Raw genomic sequence first — 23,334 nt, 5'->3', positions numbered from 1 at the left:
TCGTGATTTGGGTCCAGTGACCTGCACTGCTACGCTGAATGCGAGGGGCTGGCGCCTGCATGATCGGCCCCCGCAACACGTAAAGGGGAACGATATGCGTCTTACCGTGACGTCTGCTGTGGCTTTGGCCGCAACACTATCCCTGTCCTGGGCCCTCCTTTCGGCCCTGTCGCCCGCCTCGGCTTCACCGCTCGACTGGCCCACGGAGGAGGGCGAAGAAATGGCGCTCCACTGTGCCGCGGTCTTGCAAGCCTATGGCCACGCCTATGCCTTCGCCGTCGACCTGACAGGCCAGCCGTCCCTTCCCGTCAGCGCCCTTCCCGCGCCGCTGGTGCAATTGGCCGGGGGCGAAATGCGCCTGCCCGACATCGCTGTGCAGGCCGAGGGTTACCACGCCCACGCCGAAAGCGTGGCGCGCACCAGCTTCTACCCGGTGCTCATCGGCGACGGCACGCCCTATCTGGCCGACGACGGGCGCGAATTGGTTATGGCTGTCCAATCCTGCACGGAACGCTACCCGCTTTAGGGATATCCGTCCCTCGACGCGCCAGCACGCCTTGGGTACATCTGATCCGGTCGTTACCGGAGCCTTTTCCATGTCCTACGCTTGCCGCCCACTTTTTGCCTGCGCCCTTGCCGCCCTGCCTGCCCCCGCATCCGCGCAGGTGACCGAGGCGGAGGCCAACGTGCTGCCCCGGATCATCGACATGGCCTGCGTCGACCTGCTCGACGGGCATCCTGGCTGTGAAACCGCCGTGCTTCTCGCGTCGGAAACTGAACCCGATGCCGCCGATCTGATCATCTTCAGCGCCGCGCCCGCCCCAGACTCGCAAGAGATCCTGGCCGTCGCGCGCGCTGTCGCTTTCTCGGGGGCGTGGATGGGTCAGATGCCCCGGCTAGAGGCCGGAGCGGACGGGCAGCTGTTACTGCATGAAGAGCAAATCGCCATCGGGCGCACGCCCTGGACCCAAACCCTGACGATTGCGAATGGCGATACGGGCCTCGTCGTGGTGGGCCTCAGCTATTCCACCTACGATCGCCCCATGGGCGGAGGCTTCTCCTGCGTCGTGGATTATTTGGCCGGCGATTGGGCATTGGACTGGGACCGCCCCGATCCCGAAAGCGGTGAGACGATCCATGACGTCTCGGACCAAGGCCAGATCGAGGGCGCGCCCCCTACCCTGGCTACTTGGGCTTGGGACCAAGGCCTGCCCGCCCCCTGCGCTTGCGCGGTGAATGCCTGGTTTGACGCCAGCGAGGGCTGATTTTAGCCCCCAGAGCCGCGCGCGCCCCTTGCCCTTGCCCCCTTCGCGGTCCAGATATCGGGGATGAGCAAGTTCAATCCCTCCGATAACCCCGCCGACCCGTTCAAGAAGGCCTTGGCCGATGCGACGCGGGTGATGGCGGATGACCCCGATCTGGCCGTGACCTACACGGTCGACCCTCCCGGGCTGACGGGCGACAGCGTGCGCCTGCCCCAGGTCAGCCGCCGCATGACCCGCGACGAGGTGCTTTTGGCACGCGGGACGGCGGATAGCCTGGCGCTGCGCCACAAGTATCACGACACGGGCACCGCCGCGCGCTACGCCCCCCAGGGCGCCATGGCGCGCGACCTGATGGACGCCATGGAAGCCGCTCGGTGCGAGGCGATGGGCGCCCGCGACATGCCCGGCACGGCAGGCAACATCGACGCGAAGATCGGTAACGACGCCCGCCGCAAAGGCTATGGCGAGATCCGCGACGCCTCCGACGCGCCGTTGTCGACGGCCGCGGGCTACCTGATCCGCCACCTCGCCACCGGGCGTGAGCTGCCCTCGGAAGCGGCCAATGTGATGGAGCTGTGGCGCGGGTTTATCGAGGACCGCTGCGACGGGACCCTCGAAGATCTGGGCGACGTCCTGTCGGACCAGACGTCATTTGCCAAATTCGCGCGGCAGTTGATTGATGACCTCGGCTACGGCGACCAATTGGGCGATGACCCTGACGATATCGATGACGACGCCGAGGATGATGCGGGCGAGGAAAACGAAGACGACGCACCCGACAGCACCGGCGAAGACGACAACGACGATGAAGAGGCCGAGGCCTCGCCCGAGCGGTCCCAGGAAGAACAGCAGGATGCGTCTCAGGCCCAGGTCGAGATGGACGACAACGGTGAGATGGAGGAAGCCGAAGAGCAGGAACTGCCCGACGGTGAAGCCCCGCAGGAACCCCTGCCCCCGATGCCGCATTCCGACGCGGACCCCGATTACATCGTGTTCTCCACCGAGAATGACGAAGAGATCGCAGCCGAGGAACTGGCCGAGGCGCAGGAGCTGGAACGCCTGCGCGCCTACCTTGATCAGCAGTTGGACCCGCTGAAAGGCGCGGTGTCGCGTCTTGCCAACAAGTTGCAACGCCGCTTGCAGGCACAGCAGAACCGATCCTGGGAATTTGACCGCGAGGAAGGCATCCTCGACGCGGGCCGCTTGGCGCGGGTGGTCGCAAACCCGACAACGCCCCTGTCGTTCAAGGTGGAACACGACACCGAGTTCCGCGACACCGTCGTGACGCTGTTGCTGGATAACTCCGGCTCCATGCGGGGCCGGCCGATTTCCATTGCGGCGATCTGCGCGGACGTTCTGGCGCGCACGCTGGAGCGTTGCGGCGTGAAGGTGGAGATCCTCGGTTTCACCACGCGGGCCTGGAAAGGCGGCAAGGCGCGGGAGGAATGGTTGGGCGAAGGCCGTCCGCAGCAACCCGGACGCCTGAACGACCTGCGCCACATCATCTACAAAAGCGCCGACGCGCCCTGGCGGCGGGTGCGCGACAACCTCGGGTTGATGATGAAAGAGGGCCTGTTGAAGGAGAACATCGACGGCGAGGCGCTGGAATGGGCGCATCGGCGGATGGTGAACCGGCAGGAAGCGCGCAAGATCCTGATGGTGATCTCGGACGGGGCGCCGGTGGATGACAGCACGCTGTCGGTGAACCCGGCGAATTATCTGGAGAAGCACCTGCGCGACGTGATCGCCATGGTCGAAAAACGCCGCGCGGTGGAGCTTTTGGCAATCGGCATCGGTCACGACGTGACGCGGTATTATGAGCGCGCGGTGACGATCACCGACGCAGAGCAATTGGCGGGCGCGATCACAGAGCAATTGGCATCGCTTTTTGACACGGATCCCCGGGCGCGGGCCCGGGTGATGGGCATCAAACGCGCGAGTTAACGGGCGGTTTTTCGGCCCGGCGGGCCGCAGGGCGCCCTCCTTTGTCCCCTGACGGGGACGGCCTCGGGCGCGGTCGCCGCTGTGCGGCACAGGGGGAGTATGGCGATGTTTCAAAGTTTCTCGGCAACCACGCGACCCGAAGATGGTGTCGGACGTTTGGCCGACCTGCGCGCGCATCTGTCAAGCGAGGGCCTGAACGGCTTTCTCGTGCCCCGCGCTGACGCGCACCAAGGCGAATATGTGGCAGATTGCGACGCGCGGCTGGCCTGGCTGACGGGCTTCACCGGCTCTGCCGGGTTCGCCGCCGTGCTGCCAGATGTCGCCGGAGTCTTTGTCGATGGCCGCTACCGGGTGCAGGTAAAATCGCAAGTCGCCGATGTTTTCACACCGGTTAACTGGCCCGAGACCAGCCTGGAGGAATGGTTGATCGAAACGCTGCCAAGCGGCGGCGTTATCGGGTATGATCCGTGGCTGCACACGGGCGCCGAGGTTAAGCGGCTGGAGGCGGCGCTGACCAAACACCACATCACCCTGCGACCCGTCGCCAATGCGGTGGATGCGATCTGGGCCGACCGCCCTGCGCGCCCGGATGGCCCGGCGATGGCCTACCCCGACGCCGTTGCAGGCCAATCAAGCGCCGAAAAGCGCGCCGCGATTGCCGACGCCCTGCACGGCGCAGGGGAGGCCGCCGCGATATTGACCCTTCCCGATTCCATCAATTGGCTTCTCAACATTCGCGGACAGGATCTTGGGCATTTGCCGGTTGTCCAAGCCTTCGCAATCGTGCGCGTGGACGGTTCCGTCACGATCTTCTCGGACCCCTCAAAGCTCGATGGCTTGGATCTGGGCGACGGCGTCACAATAGCTCCTTGGGACGCGTTCGAAGAGGGGTTAACGGCGTTAACCGGCCCTGTGCGGGTCGATGCCGCGACGGCGCCCCAGGCCGTGCGCCAGATCCTCGCGGATGCCGGCATCGAGATTTCAAACGCCCCCGACCCCTGCGTATTGCCCAAAGCCCGCAAAACCACGGCCGAGATTCGCGCCACCACAAAGGCGCATCTGCGCGATGGCGTGGCTATGGCGCGGTTCCTGCATTGGTTCGATGAGACCGCCCCCGGCGGCACCCTGACGGAGATCGACGTCGCCAAACAGCTGGAGGCGTTCCGGGCCCAGACCGGCGCGCTAAAGGATATCTCTTTCGACACCATCGCGGGCGCGGGCGCCAATGGGGCGATTGTGCATTACCGGGTGACCGACGAGACCAACGCGCCGCTCCTGCCGGGGCAGCTGTTCCTGATCGACAGCGGCGCGCAGTACGAGGATGGCACCACCGACATTACCCGCACCCTGCCCGTCGGCGCGCCCGATGAAGAGGCGCGCACCTGCTTCACGCTGGTGCTGCAAGGCATGATCGCCGTCCACCGAGCCCGCTTCCCCAAGGGCGTGGCGGGGATGCATCTGGATGCGCTGGCCCGCGCCCCGCTTTGGGCAACAGGGCGCGATTATGACCATGGCACGGGCCACGGTGTCGGCGTCTACCTGAGCGTCCATGAAGGGCCGCAGAACATCTCGCGGCGCGGCAAGGTTCCGCTGGAGCCGGGCATGATCCTCTCCAACGAGCCGGGCTACTACCGCGAAGGCGCGTTCGGCATTCGGATCGAGAACCTGATCCACGTTGTCGAGGCCCCCGAGGGGGCCGATGCCCACCGCGAAATGCTCGGGTTTGAGACACTGACCTTCGCCCCCATCGACCGCCGCCTGATCGACGCGGCCATGCTCGGCCCGGCAGAGATTGCCTGGCTCAACAGTTACCACGGACAGGTCTTGGCCAAGATCGCCCCGCTGCTAGAGGCCGAAGGCCACAGCGCCACGGCGGCCTGGCTGGAACAGGCCTGCGCGCCGCTTTGATCGCGCGCATCTGACATACAAGTGTCATGTAAATCGGACACACCTTGTGCAGCACACCCCGCTCGGGATACACAACGCACTCACATAAATTTCAGGGGGTTACACTCATGGCTGATCATATCTCGATCCGCAAAGCATCCGGCACATGGGTGGTCCGCGCCAGCGGGGCTGTTCTGGGGGAAAGCTCTGACGCGCTGGAATTGACCGAGGGCGCGGCGGAACCAGTGATCTACTTCCCCCGCAGCGACGTTGGCATGAGCTTTCTGGAGAAGACGGAGTCCACGACCCGTTGCCCGCACAAGGGAACGGCGACCTATTACACCGTCTCGGGCCCCGACGGGGACGCAGTGGATGCGGCGTGGAGCTACGAGACGCCGAACGCAGGGGTCGAGGCCATCGCCGGGCACATCGCGTTCTTCAGCGACCGGGTTGCCGTCGAGAAACTGTAGCCGCGTCAGCCGCTTAGCGGTTCAACAGGAACCCAAGACGCCCGCCGTTCAGGGCGTTCAGGAACACCTCATAGGCGGCATTCGTCGCGGCCCCGTCCTCCCCCCAGCCACTGCGCATGGTCACGGTGATCGAGCCCCCTCCCGAGGTGATCTCGGGCTCAGCAGGGGACGGCAGATCGCTGAGGATCGGCCAGGCATCGCGGAGGCGGGTGGCAAGGGCATCGGCGTCCACACCCTCGGCCAGGGCCAGCACCATCGCAGCGCCCTCGGTCTCTCGGTTGGCGTAATCGGCCAGCGCCAAAGCTTCCACCGGGGCGGTTTCGGCGCCTGTGATCGGCAGCTCCCCCCCGTTGCGCAGCCAACACCGAACGGACACCAACCCGCCCAGGTTGCCGACCCGGCGGAGCCCACCCAGAAGCGCTTGTGCATCCTCGCGCGCGGCCAAATTGGCGCCCGAAGGCGCGCGCACCGCGTCCAGCGCCGCCCATCCCGTGGCCCAGATCGCGCGGTTGCCCAGGAACGCCATGCGCATGGGCAGGCCCATGTCGCCGCCGAACGGGTGGGCAGGATCGACGCGCGCAGGGTCCGGGGTGTAATCCGTCTCCCCCAGCCACATCACGGGCGCGCCACCGCGCTGATCCTCAGACGCGCCGTTGGAGAAAAGCGCGCCGCGCAGGCGCATCTCGCTGTCTGGAAAAATGTCCATCGCCCCCATGCGGATCGGACCCTGGGCCACCTCCCAGGTCTGGACCCAATCGAGCGCGGTCAGGCCCACGGCGGCGCGGATTGCGGCGTCGGGCGTGCCATCAATCACCTCACGCTGCATCGGCGCGGCAGACCGGAGGGCCGCAAAACGGTTCGGCGTGTTCGGATTGCGCCCGGCCTGGGCCCCGCGCACGGCGATCCAGCGCACCGCGTCGCCATTGCCGAACCCCGCAATAATCGGCCCTTCGCCGCCCTCAAACACCGATTGCGGCACACCGGACAGCACGGTTTGCAACCGCCCGGCGGCCCCTTGGGCCTGGGTGATCTGGGTGCTGAACGTCAGCACGGCGAAAGCGATGAGAATCTTGCGTATCATGGGGTTAACCATGCCGCGCGCCGCGCCATTCGCCAAAGAAAAACTCTGTTTCCACACCGGGGGCCAAATGTCGCGTCAGCTATGCTCTTCCGCCGCCGTCGCCGCCAATGCCTTGTTGTAGGCCTTGAGCGCGTCGACGTGGAAAAGCGCGCCCTCTAGCGCCGGTGCCCCGCCCTTGGGCGACAGCTGCACAACCGGCACGAAATCGAGGCCTGTACGCTCGAAAATCGGCAATGCACGCTCCAGCGTGGCATTGGTGTCGGTGAAGATCCCTTGCTCGATCAACGTCAGCAAACGCTCTTCGGAGGCGGAATTCTCGTGGGTCATCGGCCGCATGACCCGGCCCACGCGGAACATCGCCAAAAGGTAGGCCTGGGGCCCCGCGGCAAGGTGGATATTGCGCCGCTCCAGCTGGGTCAGGAAGAAGCTGCGGTGGACCAGTTTGGAGGAGATGGCCGTGGACATCGACACCGCCACCATCACGGCAAGGCCCGTCTGCCAGTCCCCCGTCAGCTCGAACACGATCAGCGTTGTGGAGATGGGCGCGCCAAGAACTGCCGCCGCCACGGCCCCCATCCCCGCCAGCGCGTACAGCGTCTCGGAACCCGAGACGTCGGGGAAGATCCCCGTCGCCACCAGCCCAAACGCCAGGCCCGTGATCGCCCCGATCATCAGCGAGGGGGAAAACACGCCGCCCCCCATGCGCCCGGCGATGGTTATGGCCGCGGCAATGGCCTTGAGGATGGCGAAGACAATCGCCTCCCATAAGAATAATTCCCCGGTGAGCGCCGCCGAGGTCGTCTCATAGCCGACCCCGATGATATGCGGAAACCAGATCGCGATGGCACCCAACAGCAAGCCCGCCACGGCCGGGCGCAGGTAGCGCGGCAGTTTGATGCGTTGTTGCAAGGCGGTGCCCAGATCCTCGGCCCAAAAGGTGCCGCGCATGAAGAGGACGGCGACGAAACCGCAGAGGATCCCAAGGATCAGGAAGGCCGGAAGCTCCACGTAAAACCGCAGCATCCCATCGCCCGCCAGCGCGAACTCTGTCACATCGCCGAACTCCAGCCGGTTGATCACCGTGCCGGCGGCGCTGGCGATGACGATGGGCGCGAAGGCGTGGACGGCGAAGTGGCGCAGCACGACCTCAAGGGCGAAAATCGCGCCCGCAATGGGCGCGTTGAAGCTGGCCGAGACGGCGGCGGCCACGGCGCAGCCCAGAAGATCACGGCCCGTGATGCCGTCCGCGTTGATCCAGCGCGAGATCTTGGACGAAATCACAGCCGCCAGGTGGACCACCGGCCCCTCTCGCCCCGTCGAGCCGCCCGAGCCCAAGGTGATCAATGACGCGAGCGCCGAGGCGAGGCCCGCGCGCCCCTCCACCCGGCCCTCGTTCAATGCCGCACCCTCGATCACGTCGGCGACGGAGCGGACGCGCCCGTCAGGGGTGAACTTATGCAAGATCGCGCCCACGATCAGGCCGCCGCCGACCGGGATGATCAGGATCATCCACCACGGCAGGCTTTCGGCGAAACTGTGCAGCATTCGGACGTCATCGACGCCATAAAGCGTCTCTTGCAGCCAGCTGACGCCCTTACGGAACCCCAGCGCCGTAAATCCCGCCGCGATGCCGATGAAAAGCGCGATCAGCCAGAACTGGAACTGGCTCGGTCCCTTTTCCAGCAGCAGCGACCAGACCCCGCGCAGCCCCATGGAGGCCCGATGGGCCTGCTCTTGGATGAAACCACGCGCATCATCTGCCACGGGAGGGCTCGCTTTCTGGCGCGGGTCAGGTGGCCGGAGTTCTGCAAGGGTCGGCACCGCGCGGCCATCTTCCCTGCAACCAGGTCTGGCCTGAAACGGTAGACGAGGCCCAAGGCTTTGAAAAGCCGCGCGTCTTGCAATTCAGTGTTTCCCTTGCAGGGGTGGCCTCAGCCCTTCAACAATTCCCGCGCGGCCTCTCGCGCGGCGTCGGTAATCGTGTCTCCGGCGACCATGCGGGCGACCTCGTCCACGCGCTCCGCATCAGACAACGGCACGACCCGGCTGAAGGTCACGCCCTTCTCGACCGATTTTGCCACCCGCCAATGGTGCGCGCCAAGTGCCGCGACCTGGGGGGAGTGGGTCACGACCAGCACCTGCCCGCCCTCGGCCAGGGTCGATAGCCGCCGCCCGACGGCATCCGCCGTGGCACCGCCGACGCCGCGGTCGATCTCGTCAAAGATCATCGTCAGCCCCGCCTGATCGGAGGTCAGGCAGACCTTGAGCGCCAGAAGGAACCGCGACAACTCCCCGCCCGAGGCGATGCGGTTGAGCGGGCCCGAGGGCGCGCCCGGGTTCGTGGCCACCGTGAAAGTGATGGTGTCGACGCCGTCGGGGCCAGCGGGGGCTTCTTCCCGCCGGGTCTCGAAAACCGCGCGGTCCATTTTCAAAGGTGCCAGCTCTGCGCCCATGGCTTTGTCGAGCCGGAGCGCCGCTTTCGCGCGCGCCGCCGTCAGCTTGTCAGCCGCCTCTGCATAGGCCGCATCGGAGGCATCGCGGGCCTGCGTCAGCCCCGCAATCTCGGCCTCGCCGCCATCAAGCGCAGCCAGACGCTCCCCAAGCGTATCAGCGAGCCCCGCCAGATCATCGGCCAGCACGTTGTGCTTTCGCGCCAACCCACGCAGCGCAAAAAGCCGCTCTTCCGCCATCTCCAACTCAGAGGGGTTGAACTCCAACCGCTCCGCGAAACTGGCGATACCGGCTTGCGCCTCGCCCAATTCGACCAGCGCGCGTTCCAGCGCGGCCATGGGCATTTCCAACCGCCCTTCGGCATGCTCCACCACACCGTCGAGCCACCGGCTCGCGTCGCTCATCGCGCCTTCGGCGCCGTTCAGACCCAGGGCGGTGATCGCCTGGGCCACATCTTCGCGCATTTTCTCTGCGGCCTGCATCAGGCGGCGCTTGGCGTCCAGCTCCGCTTCCTCGCCGGGCTCTGGCGCCAGTTTGGTCAGCTCGGCCACCGCGTGGCGCAGGAAGTCTTCTTCTTCCCGCATCTCAGCCAACTGCTTCTCCGCCAAAGAGAGCGCCTTGGCGGCGTCTCTCTTCGACGCCCAGGCCTTTGCCACCTTGGCGCGCAGGGCTTCCAGGTTTCCGTATTCGTCCAGCATGGCGCGGTGGTTCTTGGGGTCCAGCAGGCCCTTGTCATCCTGCTGACCGTGCAGTTCTACCAACACGTCCGAGAGCGCCCGCAACACCTCGCCGCTAACGCGGCGGTCGTTGACCCAGGCGGTTTTCCGGCCCTCGGGCGTGTTGATCCGGCGCAGGATCAGCTCGTCGGACGCAGGCAGCCCGGCCTCTTCTAAGACCGCGAAGGCCGGGTGGCCGTCAGACAGATGGAACTCTGCCACGACTTCGCCCTGCTCAGCTCCCGCGCGCACCAGATCGGCGCGGCCGCGCCATCCCAGCACAAAACCCAAGGAATCTAACAGGATGGATTTGCCTGCCCCGGTTTCGCCGGTCAACACGTTGAGACCCGGCTGGAAGGCAAGCTCCAGCCGATCAATGATCAACATATCGCGGATATCGAGGTGACGCAGCATAGATCGTGTGTTGCCTAAGCGTGCTGCCCGGTCAAGAGGCTACAGCCAGTCGCCCTGCACCGTCTGTTGCCACACTTCGCGCAACCAGTTTTCCCCGGCGGCTTCCAGCGAAAGCCCCTGCCCCGTCAGCTGGCGGAAGGCATCGTCGTAGAAGGGCGAGGACTGGAAGTTGTAGCCCAGGATCGCACCCGCGGTTTGCGCCTCATCCGTCAGGCCGAGGGCCAGATAGGCCTCCACCAGGCGCAGCAGCGCCTCGGGGGTATGGGATGTGGTCTGGAATTCTTCAACAACAACGCGGAAACGGTTGATCGCAGAGGTATAGTGCTGGCGACGCAGGTAATAGCGGCCCACTTCCATTTCCTTGCCCGCCAGATGGTCAAAGGCGAGGTCGAACCGCAAGATCGCGTCCTGCACGTATTCACTGTCAGGATAACGCTCGATCACCACGCGCAGCGCTTGCAGCGCCTGGAACGTCACGCCCTGGTCGCGGCCAACCTGATCGATCTGATCGTAGTAGGAAAGCGCAAGAAGATACTGCGCATAGGCCGCATCCTCATTGCCCGGGTAGAAATCGAGGTAACGCTGAGCCGAAACGCGCGCAGACTCGTAGTCGCCATCCTCGTGGTAGGCAAAGGCCGCCATGATCAACGCCCGCTCGGCCCAGGCCGAATAGGGGTGCAGACGCTCGACCTCAATGAACAGCTCGGCCGCGTCGTCGGGGCGGCCGTTTTCCAGCTCAAACTCGGCCTGCTGGTAGATCGTCTCTGCGTCCAGCTCTTCCAAGGGGATGTTGGCGTTGCGCCCGGCGAAGAACCCGCCGCCTCCGCCACCGGCGAACAAGCCCGTCCCCAGAAGTCCGTTGCCACCGCCACCGCCGCAACCCGCCAAGACAAGCGTCAGCCCAAGGGCCGCACCGGAAAGTCGAAAGCGGTTGGTTGTCATGCGAATAGCCTCAAACCCAGAGCGTCGGGCCCGCAGCGGACCCCCAATGGCATTGCTCTAGCACATTCCTTTTGCGGGCAAAATCCCTCAACCGCGTGCAAGCAATCCCTTGGACAGATCGTGATCATCGGGCCACGATAGACCAAGGTCAGGCCACGTGGGCCAGATCAGCGGTCTTGACCCCGACACCCGGCAGCGCCGCGGCCTGGACGTCCGTGCATTCGACAATGCGCACCGCGCCCGGCGTCGCGAACAGCCTGCGCAGAAGTTGGTTCGTCACCATATGCCCGGCCCGGAACCCGGTGTAGCAACCGAGGATCGGGGCGCCTGCCAGAGCCAAATCCCCCAATGCATCCAGCATCTTATGGCGCACCGCTTCATCGGCGTGGCGGAAGCCGCCGGGGCTCAGCACATCGTCGCCGTCGACGACAACAGCGTTGTCATAGGTGCCCCCCAAGGCCAGCCCGGCCTCGTGCATCATTTCCACATCGGCGCGGCGGCAAAAGGTGCGGCTATCGCAAAGCTCGCGCACGAAACGGCCATTGGCCAGGTTGGCAATTCGGCGCTGATAGCCAATCGCCTTGTCCGCAAACTCGATCGTGTAATCCATCTCGAGACAGGCGGAGGGGCTCAGTTCGGCCCAGGCCTCCCCATCCTTGGCACGGACGGTCTTGAGGATTTCCAACGCGTGGATCGGCGCGGCCTGACGCTGGATGCCCGCGTCCAGGATCGCGCGGACAAACGGCGCGGCGGAGCCGTCGAGAATGGGCAGTTCCGGCCCATCCACTTCGATCAGAGCGTTGTGGATGCCCGACCCGATCAGCGCAGCCATGATGTGTTCAACGGTCGAGACTTCGGTGCCATCCTCGGCCACCAGCTTGGTGCAGAGGCGGCTTTGGGGAACCAGATCGTAGCGGGCGGGGATCATCGCGGCATCGTCAAGGTCGGTGCGGCGGAACCAGATGCCCACGTTCGCGGCCTGGGGCAGGATCGCCACCCGGGTCAAGCGGCCCGTATGGAGCCCTACGCCCGTAAACGTCGCTGTCTTTCGAAGAGTTGCCTGCATCAGATCGCCTGCTTTTCCTGTCCCGTCCGGTCCCGCGTCGCCCATTGCGTCAGGGCGCTCTGCCGGGAGACGTCCACCGTTTCGCGCCCAGGGGGCACACGCGGTTTCCGCTGCATATGGGGGTACCGGGGCGAAGGGCTAGGGGCAATTCAAGGTTTATGACGCCCTGCAACAATGCCTAGTGGTCTGGGCGAAAACTTGCCGACATGTTGTGGATAACCACTTAAACCCCTGGGATTAAAAAGAAAAAGACCGGCGCGGGGCCGGTCTTTCCTGTCACAAAGTGACTATGTTCAGTTGGCCTGACGCCGCAGGAATGCGGGAATTTCAATCCGCTCCTGATCGGGATCCACGACACCATCGTCCGCGGCGTGGCCCTGGGGCATCGGCGCGGGTGCAGGGGCGGCCATTGTCGGCTGGCGACGCTCGACCGGCGCTGCGCCATCTTCGCCGGAACCGGTCATGCGGTTGATCAGCGAATTGATCCCAAAGCCGCGCTTTTGCTGCGGCTGTTCGGCCATCAAGCCGCCCTTGGGCTGCGGCGCAGCGGGGGCGGGCTGCGGGGCACGCGGTGCGTCACGCTGGATGGCGGCACGCAAGCGGGCCAAAGCCTCCGGCGTCGGCGATCCGCCTGCGGCCGGTTTGGGGGCGATATAGGCCTCCTGGCTTTCGGCGGCCACGGCGGCTGGCGTGGGTTGCTGCGGCGCAGGCGCGGGTGCTGCGGCGGCGGGTTGGTAGGCGGGGGCCGGAACGTCATCCTCGGCCACGACCTCAGGGGCGGCATCGTCCGTCCCGGCGTTGAAGCTCTCAAACAGCGAGGGCTCCGGGCCAGCCTCGGGCGCTGTGGCGACGTCGGCCTCAACAACTTCCGGCGCAGGGGCCGGTGCGGGCTCTGACGCGGCCTCAGTGGCGGCAAGCGCCGATCCGGTCGCGTGGAACTGACGCGAGGGCATTGGCACATCGGCCTGACGCTCGGCCACATCGATGCCGGTGGCGACAACGCTGACGCGCATCTGGCCTTCCATGGCCGTGTCCAGGGTGGAGCCGACGATGATATTCGCCTCAGGATCCACTTCCTCGCGAATGCGGTTGGCGGCTTCATCAAGCTCGAACAACGTCAGATCGTAACCGCCGGTGACGTTGATCAACACGCCGCGCGCACCGCGCAGGCTGATCTCGTCCAGCAGCGGGTTGGCGATGGCCTTCTCAGCCGCCTGCAGCGCGCGGTTTTCGCCGTCGCTCTCGCCGGTGCCCATCATGGCTTTGCCCATCTCGTTCATCACGGCGCGCACGTCGGCGAAATCGAGGTTGATCAGGCCGGGACGCACCATCAGGTCCGTGACGCCCTTAACACCTTGATAAAGCACGTCATCGGCCATGGCGAAGGCCTCGGTGAACGTAGTTTTCTCATTGGCAAGGCGGAACAGATTCTGGTTCGGAATGATGATCAGCGTGTCGACGACCTTTTGCAGGGCCTCGATGCCGTCATCGGCCTGGCGCATCCGCTTGGAGCCTTCGAACTGGAACGGCTTGGTCACAACGCCGACGGTCAGAACGCCCAACTCGCGCGCGGCTTGTGCGATGATCGGGGCCGCGCCGGTGCCGGTGCCACCGCCCATACCTGCGGTGATGAACGCCATGTGGGCGCCCGCAAGGTGATCAACGATTTCTTCGATGCTTTCCTCGGCGGCGGAGGCGCCGACCTGGGGACGGGCGCCTGCGCCAAGACCTTCGGTGACGCGCTGTCCCATCTGGATCCGCGCATGGGCCGTGGACTGCTGCAGCGCCTGGGCGTCGGTGTTGGCCACGACGAACTCACAGCCATCGAGCTGCTGATCGATCATGTTGTTCACGGCGTTGCCGCCTGCGCCGCCGACACCAAAGACGGTGATACGGGGTTTCAGCTCGGGTTGAGCGTCGGTCATGGTAAGATTCAGAGTCATGGGTACTGTCCGCCTGTTTCTAGTCCTGGCCCCCGATCTTCTGGTCGGAATTGCCGAATTTGCCTCATTTATTGGACACAAGCGTACCGGGCTTCCCCCGCGTCGTCACGTAGAAAATGCGCCGGATGCGCGAAATGTGGCCGTTTTGTGGCGATTTTATCGGCGATTTAGCGTTGGCACCCCAGATGAAGGGGTTACCAGTTGTCGCGGAACCATTTTACCGCCCGTCGGACCGACCGCGCAGGCAGCCTGTCGGCGGGCAAATCGAAGTCCCACCACTCGTCCTGGGGGCTTGCCGCAAAGAGCGCGAGGCCCACGCAGGCCGAAAACGCAGAGCCGTAGGCCGACTGCGGCAGACCCGCGACGCGCATGGGCCGACCCAGGCGCACCTGGTTGCCGAGGATGCGCGAGGCCAGCCCGTCGAGGCCCGGAATTTGAGAGCCGCCGCCCGTCAGCACGATACGCTGGGATGGCAGATGCTCGAACCCCGCCGCATCAAGACGCGCGCGGACTTCTTCCAGGATCTCTTCGACACGGGGACGCATTACACCGATCAACTCGGCGCGCGACACGGTACGTCGATCATGGTGCCAATCGCCGGTATCGCCGTCCAATTCGATGATCTCCCGATCATCGAGCCCCGTGGCCATCAGGCCGCCGAACTTGGTCTTGATCCGCTCGGCCTTATCCACCGGAATGTGCAGACCCTGGCTGATGTCGCGGGTGATATGGGCCCCGCCCATGCGCACGGTATCGGCAAAGATCATGTGCTTTTTCATGAAGATCGACAGGCTCGTGGCCCCTGCCCCCAGATCGATGCAGGCGGCACCAAGCTCCTGCTCGTCCTCCACCAGCGACGACATCGCAGCCACGTAAGGCGCGCTGGCCACACCGGCCAGTTCCAGATCGCACCGCTTCACGCAATGCAGAAGCGTCTCGATCGCGTGGCCATCGACGGTCAGCAGATGCATGTCGCACGTCAGACGGTTGCCCACATGGCCGCGCGGATCCGACAGGCCCGAGCGGTTGTCGAGCGAGAAGTTCACCGGCTGCGCGTGCAGCACCTCGCGGTTGCCGCCAATGTCGGGCATGTCGCACATCGCCAGAACGCGGCCAATATCGGGGTCTTCCACCGCGCCGGTTTGCAGATCGACCTCGCCGGTCAGGCCGTAGCTGCGGGGCCGCGCGCCGGAGAGAGAGACGATCACGTGATCCACGCGGGCGTTAGCCATCTTCTGGGCCGTCTGGACCGCCGTTCTGATCGCGCGCTCGGTCTCTTGCACCGCGTCGATCTCACCGAATTTCACCCCGCGCGAGCGTGTCGTGGCCGCCCCGATCACGCGGAAGGACGACTGGCCCGCCATGGCGCCGATGCCGTCATCCTCGGGCTCCGTGCCGTCGAATTTCAGCACCAGGCAGGCGACCTTGAAGGTGCCGATGTCCAGCACAGCAATCACGCCACGCCGCATGGCTTCCGTACGCTTGGCCCGCATCGCCCGTTGGGTTTGATAGAGCAGAGTCATCCCGCCGAATCTCCGTCAGCTCGCTCGGCCGCCAGCGCGCGCATGCGCTGCAGCTCGTCCATTGCCGCATCCGTCAACCGCACGGTCAGCCGACCGGGGTTGCGTAAATCTACTGCTGTCACGTCGCGCGACAGGATCTCGCCCACTTCGTCGAGGGCCAGCACCCGGTCCAACGCAGCGCTGGCGCCCATTTCGGGCAACAGGATGCGGCTGCCGTTGGTCAGCACCACGTCCCAGCGCCGCTCGCCCATGCGCACAAGGCCGTGGACCCGGTCGCCCAGAATGTCACTGGCCTCCATCAGCGCCAGCGCCTCGGGGACAACCAGATTGGCCCCCTGCCCGCCGATCAGCGGCAGCGGCGCGTCCAGCTCTCTCGTGCCGAAACCGGCCACGAAATGTCCCTCGTCGTCGACGATGCTCAACCCCTCATGGGTCAGCCACAGGGCTGCCGGCAACCGCTCGTCGATGCGCACGGCCAGGTAGCCGCCGGACTGAATGCGCAGATCGGCGGTGCGCACCGGCGGCAGCGCCTCCAGGCGTCCGCGCAATTCATCCAGGTCGAGATCGAAGGAGGAAATCGGCAGGTCCAGCGCCAGGGCGGCGCGGACGACCTCTGTCACCTCGTCTGACGCGCCATCGATGCCCAGGACGTTGACCCGGAACTCGGGCCGGTTCTCAACCTCACGGCGGATCTCGTAGGCGGCATCGAAAAGCCCGGCAATGCGGGTCTCGTCCGAGAGGTACCAGGCGACGGCGGCAAATAGCGCGAAAAGCGGGATGCCAATGCGCAAGGCCTTGCGAAAGATCGGGGTCAGCCACAGCCGCGTGACCCGGTAGCTCAGCTTGGAAGGCGCCGGATCATGGGGCGCAGACCCGGGCGCGGGTGCGGCGCGGCGCGGGATGATCGACCGCACCGAGGTTCGGACAATGGACGGCTGCGCGGGGGCTCCGGCCTCTATCTGTCGCATGACGCATCCTCCACCAACCAGCGGCACAATTGCCCGAACGACAGACCCGCCGCCTGCGCCTGTTCAGGCGTCAGGGAGGTCGGCGTCATGCCGGGCTGGGTGTTCGTTTCCAGAATAATCAATCCCTCAAGACCTCGGGCCTCATCCCAGCGGAAGTCCGTCCGGCTGACACCCCGGCACCCCAGCGCCGTGTGGGCGCGGGTGGCCATATCCATGCAGGCGTCCCAGATCTCTTGCGGGATATCGGCGGGCACCACGTGGCGAGAGCCGCCGGGCTTGTACTTGGCGTCGTAATCATACCAGCCGTCGGTGACGATATCCGTCACCGTCAACGCACCGGGATCGCCGGGCTTGTCGCCAAGCACGCTGGTCGTCAACTCGCGCCCCGGGGCGAAGGTCTCGACCATCACTTCATCGGGCATGTCAGAGCTGAGTTGCGGCGGGCGGTTCGCGCCGTCCTCCACCAGATAGACCCCGACGGAAGAGCCTTCGTTGTTGGGCTTGACCACATAGGGCGTGGGCATGACATGGGCGGCGCAGACGTCTTCCTTGCGGGCGATCATGCTGTCGACCACGGGCAGACCGTGCGCTTTCAGCGCGACCTTCGCGCGGGTCTTGTCCATGGCGAGGGCCGAGGCCAGCACGCCAGAATGGGTGTAGGGAAGGCGCAACCACTCCAGAAGGCCCTGCACGCAACCATCTTCCCCCCAGCGGCCATGGAGCGCGTTGAACACGATATCGGGGGCGATTTCAGCGAGGCGCGCGCACAGCTCCGCCCCGGCGTGGGTCACGCCCGGGTCCAGTTCAATTACGTCAAATCCCTCACCGCGTAACGCCTCTGCGCACCCTTGCCCGGTGCTGAGCGACACCTCGCGTTCCGCAGAGGGGCCACCCATCAAGACGACGACACGGGATGGAAGGCTGCTCAACCCTGCCACCGCTTACGTCCTTGTTTTGTCCAGCCGGTACGTTGCCTGCCGGATCGATTGTCCCCGCTTGTGCGCAGGGCCTTGCATTCTTTTTATGTCACACCGCGTGATCTTGGAATTGGATCCCAGTTCTCAGGCGGTGCTGTCTTCTCTTTCGCACAGCTTGATCCGAAAACCGGTTTCCACTTCTCAGGCTGTGCTTAGTGACCCGCAGGCCTGCCGACCCGCATGATTTCCCACATTAAATCTATGCCTTGGGTTTGGAAAACCCTTTTTCTCACTTCCTCTCCCAATCCCTCCAAATCTGCGGCAGTTGCGCCACCTTTGTTGACCAGGAAGTTGGAGTGCATCGTCGACATCTCGGCCCCGCCGCGCGTGGCGCCACGCATGCCTGCGTCGTCGATCACCTTCCAGGCCTTGAGGTCATGGGTGTCATCGGCGCGGCCGGTGGAACTGAAGCCTGCCGGGTTGCGGAACGTCGATCCGGCGGTCAGGTCCTTTGTGGGTTGGGTGGCGTCGCGTTTTGCCAACTGCTCCTCCATCCTCGCGTGTAACGCTCGGCTGTCCTCGCAGCTGCCCCGAAGCGTGACGGAAATCACCGTGGCGCCGTCGGGGATGTCGGTCTGGCGGTAAGCGAAAGTGATGTCGTCCGGTGTCAGCGTCACAGGTGTGCCATCGCGCAGCACCGCCTGGGCCGAGACAAAATGATCGGCGAGATATGACCCATAGCACCCGGCGTTCATCTTCAGCGCGCCGCCGAGCGAGCCGGGGATCGTGCGCAGAAACGTCAGATCAAGGCCCGCATCCGCCGACGCGCGGGCCACGCGGGCGTCCAAAGCGGCGGCGCCAGCGGTGACTTCATTGCCGTCCACCACGATATCCATGAACGGGCGGCCCAGTTTGATCACCACGCCGTCGATACCGCCATCGCGCACGATCAGGTTCGAGCCGACGCCCATGGGAAACACTGGGACGGCGGGGTCCAGCGCCTTGAGGAAGGCGCACAGATCTTCTGTGTCCGCGGGCTGAAACAGCCATTCCGCGGGGCCGCCGACGCGCAACCAGGTGAGGCCCGAGAGGTCTCGGTTCGCGGTCAGGCGACCGCGCGGGGTGGGCATGGTGTGGCTCATGACGCGTCGCGCCGGGTGGCGATGCGGCGCGCCAGAAGGCCGATGCCGCCGGCAAAAACCACGCAGATCGCAAAGGGCGCGACGGCAACGAAAACGGCGATGAGGGTCCAGGGGTCCGTTTCGATCAGCGGAACGCGCAACGCAAGTGTCGCCAATCCGCCCGCCAGAAGGCTGACAATCAGGAGCAGCACGAAGATGCGCAGGGGCGCCAGACGCGCCGTCAGGAAGCCCGCCAGAACCCCGGCAATCGCCCCGAAACCCGCCAACAAGGTCGCGCTCATGGGGTCTTTTCCTCGGCTTTCCCGCCCATGGCGCGGCGCATCCGCTGGCCGGCTCGGATCAACGGCCAGCGCAGCACCGACATGCCGCCGAGCAGAAGCAGAACGCCCCAGAACGGCCCGGTCTGATAGGTCACGAACCCCAGAAGCGGGATCCCGGTGAGGATCAGAACCCAGGCTGCGGGAATGTGAAACCGGCGCGGTCCCATGCCGACAAGGCAGGCGGTCAGCGCCCAAAGGCATGCAAGGATCAGGGACACCGGCATCAGGACACTTTCCCGCGGGCGCGGTTGAGGAAGTAGCGCAACGGATTGCGGTACATGGAGATCACGCCCGCCACGATCACCGCGCTCCAGATCCAGCCGTGGCTATAGCCGACGTAGCCCACCATCGGGATCGACAGGACCAGCAGCGGAAACCCCAGCGGCCATTGAAAACGCATCGGCATCATCGCCACAAAGGCCGAAAGCACGGCCCAAATACACGCGAGGGTGAGGGCGAGGCTCATGCGCCCACGACCTTTTTGTCGAGATCGGCCAAGCGAGCGGGCAGGCCATTGGCCCAGGCGCTGATCGTACCGGCGCCAAGGCAGACGACCATATCGCCCGGACGCGCCTGTTCGCGCACCAGACGTTCCAGATCATCCTCATTCAGGATCGCGCGGGCGTGGCGATGGCCATGGCGGATCATGCCCGCGACCAGATCATCGCGCGACGCACCCTCGATCGGGTCTTCGCCTGCGGCGTAGACCTCGGCGATGGCGACAACGTCGGCCTCATGGAAACAGGCGCAAAAATCCTCGAACAAGGAATGCAGCCGCGAATAGCGGTGCGGCTGGTGGACGGCGATGACCCGCCCTTCGCTGGCTTGGCGCGCGGCTTTCAGCACGGCAGCAATCTCCACCGGGTGGTGACCGTAATCATCGATCACCGTGATGCCCCCAACTTCGCCCACTTTGGTAAACCGACGGTTAACGCCCTTGAACCCATCGAGCGCTTCGCGGATTTCGCTGGCTTTCATGCCCAAGTGCCGCGCCACGGCCACGGCGGCCAAGGCGTTGGAGACGTTGTGATCGCCGGGCATCGGCAGGGTGCAGCCCTCGATCACCATATCCTCGGCCTGCAGCGCGATATCAAAACAGGCCACGCCCGCCTTGTAGTGCAGGTTGATCGCGCGCACATCGGCCTGGGCGTTGAACCCGAACGTCACCACGCGGCGGTCGGTGATCTTGCCCACAAGGTTCTGGACCTCCGGGTGGTCGGTGCAGCACACGGCAAGGCCATAGAACGGGATGTTGGACACGAAATCGAGGAAGCCCTGGCGCAGGTTCTCGATGCTGCCCCAATGCTCCATGTGTTCCGGGTCGATGTTGGTGACGATGGCAATCGTGGCGGGCAGACGATTGAAGGTGCCGTCGCTCTCATCGGCCTCCACCACCATCCAATCGCCCTGCCCGACCCGCGCGTTGGAGCCGTAGGCGTGGATAATGCCGCCGTTGATAACCGTGGGGTCGACGCCACCATGGTCCAGCAGCGTGGCGACCATGGTGGTGGTCGTCGTCTTGCCGTGGGTGCCGCCCACGGCAATGTTGGACCGCAAGCGCATCAGTTCCGCCAGCATCTCGGCCCGGCGCACCACGGGCAGGCCCCGCGCGCGGGCCTCGTCCAGCTCCGGGTTGCCCGGCTTGATCGCGGAGGAGATCACAACAACCTCCGCCCCCGCCAGGTTCTCGGCCACCTGGCCAATGAACACCCGCGCGCCCAACGCCGACAACCGCTCGGTGATCGGCGAGGCCTTCAAGTCACTGCCCTGCACATCGTAGCCGTGGTTCAAAAGCACCTCGGCGATGCCGGACATGCCAATGCCGCCAATGCCCACAAAATGGATGGAGCCCAATTGGGTCGGCAATTTGGTGACGGCGGCGTTCATGGCTTAACCTTTCGGCGCAGAATGGGGGGCGAGGCCTTCGACAAGCGCCACAAGGCGCTCGGTCGCATCGGGCACGGCAACGGACAGGGCGGCAACGGACATGGCGGTGGCAGCCTCGGGTTGAGTCAGGATCTGGGTCATGGTCTGGGCCAAAGCCTCGGGCGTCAACTGGCTTTCCGGCATCAGCACGGCCGCGCCCGCATCCACGGGCCCGCGCGCGTTGGCCGTCTGCTCATCACGCACGGCGATGGCCAGCGGCACGTAAATCGCGGGGCGGCCCACGACGTTGATATCAGCCACGGACGACGCGCCCGAGCGGCAGATGACCAGCTGCGCCTCGGACAGACGGCGGGGCATATCGTTCAGGAACGTCTCCACCTCCACCCGCATGTCGAGGGTGTCATAGGCCTCGCTTACCCGCGCGACATCTTCTTCGCGGGCCTGTTGCGCGATGCGCAAACGCGCCCGCAGGTCTTCTGGCAACAGCGCAACGGCGGCGGGGACCACATCGGACAGGATCCGCGCGCCCTGGGATCCGCCGAAGACCAAAAGGCTCATCGGCCAATCGCCGGGCGGCGTGTAGGGGGCCCCTGCCCGGTCGACGATACCGGCGCGGACCGGATTGCCGGTATGAACGGCATCCGCGCCCAAGGGCACATCCGTGGGCCAGGTGCCGCAGGCCACATGGGCGACGTGTTTGGCAAAAATCCGGTTCACCCGGCCCAGAACGCCGTTTTGTTCATGGAGCATTCGGGGACGACGTGTGGCCCAAGCGGCGGCCATGGCGGGAATCGTCGGGTAGCCGCCGAAGCCCACGACCACGTCGGGCTTTTCGCGCATCATCCGGGTGGTGGCTTTGAACACACCGCCCAGAATCCGGAACGGCACCGCGAGTTTGGCCAAAACCCCCCCGCGCGTGAAGGTGGCCGAAGACACCTGCCGGATCTCGACCGCATGGGAGAAGCCCCCGACATAGCGCGCGCCCCGCGCGTCGGTGGACAGGGTCACCCGCCAGCCCCGGCGCAACATCGCCTCGGACAGGGCCTGGGCCGGGAACATATGCCCGCCCGTGCCGCCTGCTGCGATGATGATGTGTTTCGACATGGGTCTACCGTTGGCGGGACAAGAGGTGATCGGCGATATCGCCTTGTGGACGGGTGCGGGTGAACACCAGAAGCATGCCGACTGCAATCCCCGTCGCAATCAGGCTCGACCCGCCGTAGCTGACGAAAGGCAAGGTCATGCCCTTGGCGGGCAGCAGCCGCACGGCCACGCCCATATTGATGAACGCCTGCAGCGCCAGAAGCGACACAAGGCCGGTGCCCGCCAGCCGCGCAAAGGGGTCACGTTCCTTCATCAGCCGCGAGAAGCTGCGCAGCGCGATGGTCAGGTAAAGCGCGATGATCACGAACACCAGGACAAGCCCGTATTCCTCTGCCGCGACGGCGATGATGAAATCAGTGTGCGCGTCAGGCAGCGTCCATTTCACGGACCCCTCGCCAAGGCCGGTGCCAAAAAGCCCGCCCTCCCGGATCGCGTCTGTGGCAAAGCCCAGCTGCGTATTCTCCCCCACGTCGTCGCTCAGGAAGCCATCGATGCGACGGCGAAAGTGCTCGGACGCGGAATAGGCGAAGACACCCACAAGACCCACCGCCGCGATGACCATCGCCAGGATCAGCATCGGCGCGCCCGCCACGAAGTAGATCACCGACCAGGCGAAAATCACCAGGGCCGCTTGGCCGAAGTCCGGCTGCAGCGCCAGAAAGCCCACGATCATCACCGTCACAAACAGCGACACGGTCTTGCCTGGCGGGCCCGCGACCTCTTGGCTGGCGGCCATCATCCAGGCGGTGAAGACGACGAACACGGGCTTCAGGAACTCGGAGGGCTGCAAGGACGCAAACCCCAGCGAGTACCAGCGCGTCGCCCCCATGCCGTAGTCCGTGCCAAAGACCGGCAGCAGCGCCACGGCGGCCACGGCGGCGAAAAAGCCGATCACGCCCCAGCGGCGCACGGCAATGGGCGACATCATCGACACCAGCACCATGACGCTCAGCGCTAGCCCGCCGAAGAAGGCCTGCCGGATGACGTAGTAAAACGGCTCATGATCATTGCGCTCGGCCAGGGGCGGTGAGGCGGCGAAGCCCAGAAGGATGCCGATGGCAAAGAGCGCGAAAACGCAGCCCAAGGTCACACGATCAATCGTGCTCCACCATCGCGGAATAACCGCGTCGCCCGTGTGCACCACTACGGTGCCATGCGCCATTTCCGTCATGGAATGCCTGCCTTGCCTCGTGCAGCGCTTATGCGCTGCGATACTGCTCTGCCCGGGTTTTCCCGGGTCTATCTGGCAAGCGTAACGCGAAATTGGCGTCAGGGCTAGGGAAAACAGGACCAA

At 65.3% G+C, this 23,334-nt stretch carries 21 protein-coding genes; 5 read left to right on the top strand and 16 right to left on the bottom strand.

Annotated elements, in window-relative coordinates; genetic code table 11:
- Positions 1 to 94 precede the first annotated feature (94 nt).
- The 5 genes from AC6I9R_RS09755 (at position 95) to AC6I9R_RS09735 (ending at position 5,566) form a co-directional block, all read left to right on the top strand.
- Positions 95 to 526 carry a hypothetical protein gene (locus AC6I9R_RS09755; protein WP_461425378.1) on the top strand — a complete coding sequence of 144 codons (432 nt, stop codon included), beginning with the start codon at positions 95 to 97 and terminating at the stop codon, positions 524 to 526.
- Between the two features lie 70 nt (positions 527 to 596).
- Positions 597 to 1,265 (top strand): hypothetical protein, encoded by a 669-nt coding sequence (locus AC6I9R_RS09750; RefSeq protein ID WP_461425377.1) that lies wholly within the window; start codon positions 597 to 599, stop codon positions 1,263 to 1,265.
- 63 nt (positions 1,266 to 1,328) lie between these two features.
- Entirely contained in the window at positions 1,329 to 3,209 is a 1,881-nt protein-coding gene (gene cobT, locus AC6I9R_RS09745; RefSeq protein WP_461425376.1) for a cobaltochelatase subunit CobT, read from the top strand.
- A gap of 105 nt (positions 3,210 to 3,314) precedes the next feature.
- A complete protein-coding gene (locus tag AC6I9R_RS09740; RefSeq protein ID WP_461425375.1) occupies positions 3,315 to 5,117 on the top strand; it encodes an aminopeptidase P family protein in 1,803 nt (600 codons plus the stop codon).
- A gap of 107 nt (positions 5,118 to 5,224) precedes the next feature.
- A complete protein-coding gene (locus tag AC6I9R_RS09735) occupies positions 5,225 to 5,566 on the top strand; it encodes a DUF427 domain-containing protein (RefSeq protein ID WP_461425374.1) in 342 nt (113 codons plus the stop codon).
- 13 nt (positions 5,567 to 5,579) lie between these two features.
- Here the strand turns inward: AC6I9R_RS09735 and AC6I9R_RS09730 are convergent, their stop codons facing one another.
- The 16 genes from AC6I9R_RS09730 to ftsW all read right to left on the bottom strand — a co-directional run bounded on the left by AC6I9R_RS09730 (position 5,580) and on the right by ftsW (position 23,211).
- The gene (locus AC6I9R_RS09730) at positions 5,580 to 6,647 is read right to left on the bottom strand and encodes a hypothetical protein (protein WP_461425373.1); all 1,068 of its coding nucleotides are present in this window, start codon (positions 6,645 to 6,647) and stop codon (positions 5,580 to 5,582) included.
- Positions 6,648 to 6,722: 75 nt separating this feature from the next.
- Complete coding sequence (locus AC6I9R_RS09725) at positions 6,723 to 8,360, bottom strand: chloride channel protein (RefSeq protein ID WP_461426598.1); 1,638 nt, start codon at positions 8,358 to 8,360, stop codon at positions 6,723 to 6,725.
- Positions 8,361 to 8,578: 218 nt separating this feature from the next.
- On the bottom strand, positions 8,579 to 10,228 hold the full coding sequence (recN, locus tag AC6I9R_RS09720) for a DNA repair protein RecN (RefSeq protein ID WP_461425372.1): 1,650 nt from the start codon (positions 10,226 to 10,228) through the stop codon (positions 8,579 to 8,581).
- Positions 10,229 to 10,267: 39 nt separating this feature from the next.
- Positions 10,268 to 11,170: an outer membrane protein assembly factor BamD gene (locus AC6I9R_RS09715; protein ID WP_461425371.1), complete on the bottom strand. Its 903-nt coding sequence runs from the start codon at positions 11,168 to 11,170 to the stop codon at positions 10,268 to 10,270.
- 148 nt (positions 11,171 to 11,318) lie between these two features.
- Positions 11,319 to 12,236, bottom strand: coding sequence for a UDP-3-O-acyl-N-acetylglucosamine deacetylase (gene lpxC / locus AC6I9R_RS09710; RefSeq protein WP_461425370.1), 918 nt, complete (start codon positions 12,234 to 12,236; stop codon positions 11,319 to 11,321).
- A gap of 293 nt (positions 12,237 to 12,529) precedes the next feature.
- A complete protein-coding gene (gene ftsZ / locus AC6I9R_RS09705; RefSeq protein ID WP_461425369.1) occupies positions 12,530 to 14,179 on the bottom strand; it encodes a cell division protein FtsZ in 1,650 nt (549 codons plus the stop codon).
- A gap of 194 nt (positions 14,180 to 14,373) precedes the next feature.
- Positions 14,374 to 15,702 carry a cell division protein FtsA gene (gene ftsA, locus AC6I9R_RS09700; RefSeq protein WP_461425368.1) on the bottom strand — a complete coding sequence of 443 codons (1,329 nt, stop codon included), beginning with the start codon at positions 15,700 to 15,702 and terminating at the stop codon, positions 14,374 to 14,376.
- Positions 15,699 to 16,670, bottom strand: coding sequence for a cell division protein FtsQ/DivIB (locus AC6I9R_RS09695; RefSeq protein WP_461425367.1), 972 nt, complete (start codon positions 16,668 to 16,670; stop codon positions 15,699 to 15,701). The genes ftsA and AC6I9R_RS09695 overlap by 4 nt, the downstream gene beginning before the upstream one ends.
- Positions 16,658 to 17,608, bottom strand: a complete 951-nt coding sequence (locus tag AC6I9R_RS09690) for a D-alanine--D-alanine ligase (RefSeq protein WP_461425366.1) — start codon at positions 17,606 to 17,608, stop codon at positions 16,658 to 16,660. Before AC6I9R_RS09690 ends, AC6I9R_RS09695 begins: the two co-directional genes overlap by 13 nt.
- 191 nt (positions 17,609 to 17,799) lie before the next feature.
- A complete protein-coding gene (gene murB / locus AC6I9R_RS09685; RefSeq protein ID WP_461425365.1) occupies positions 17,800 to 18,729 on the bottom strand; it encodes a UDP-N-acetylmuramate dehydrogenase in 930 nt (309 codons plus the stop codon).
- A complete protein-coding gene (locus tag AC6I9R_RS09680) occupies positions 18,726 to 19,010 on the bottom strand; it encodes a hypothetical protein (RefSeq protein WP_461425364.1) in 285 nt (94 codons plus the stop codon). Before AC6I9R_RS09680 ends, murB begins: the two co-directional genes overlap by 4 nt.
- Complete coding sequence (locus AC6I9R_RS09675) at positions 19,007 to 19,273, bottom strand: DUF2484 family protein (RefSeq protein WP_461425363.1); 267 nt, start codon at positions 19,271 to 19,273, stop codon at positions 19,007 to 19,009. Before AC6I9R_RS09675 ends, AC6I9R_RS09680 begins: the two co-directional genes overlap by 4 nt.
- The gene (locus tag AC6I9R_RS09670; protein ID WP_461425362.1) at positions 19,273 to 19,515 is read right to left on the bottom strand and encodes a DUF2484 family protein; all 243 of its coding nucleotides are present in this window, start codon (positions 19,513 to 19,515) and stop codon (positions 19,273 to 19,275) included. The genes AC6I9R_RS09675 and AC6I9R_RS09670 overlap by 1 nt, the downstream gene beginning before the upstream one ends.
- On the bottom strand, positions 19,512 to 20,936 hold the full coding sequence (gene murC / locus AC6I9R_RS09665) for a UDP-N-acetylmuramate--L-alanine ligase (protein WP_461425361.1): 1,425 nt from the start codon (positions 20,934 to 20,936) through the stop codon (positions 19,512 to 19,514). Before murC ends, AC6I9R_RS09670 begins: the two co-directional genes overlap by 4 nt.
- Before the next feature lie 3 nt (positions 20,937 to 20,939).
- Positions 20,940 to 22,040: an undecaprenyldiphospho-muramoylpentapeptide beta-N-acetylglucosaminyltransferase gene (gene murG / locus AC6I9R_RS09660; protein WP_461425360.1), complete on the bottom strand. Its 1,101-nt coding sequence runs from the start codon at positions 22,038 to 22,040 to the stop codon at positions 20,940 to 20,942.
- A gap of 4 nt (positions 22,041 to 22,044) precedes the next feature.
- Positions 22,045 to 23,211, bottom strand: coding sequence for a putative lipid II flippase FtsW (gene ftsW / locus AC6I9R_RS09655; protein ID WP_461425359.1), 1,167 nt, complete (start codon positions 23,209 to 23,211; stop codon positions 22,045 to 22,047).
- Positions 23,212 to 23,334: the final 123 nt, after the last annotated feature.

This window comes from Gymnodinialimonas sp., assembly GCF_059726805.1.
The sequence above is the reverse complement of the archived record's forward strand: the minus strand, read 5'-3'. Positions and strand labels throughout refer to the sequence as shown.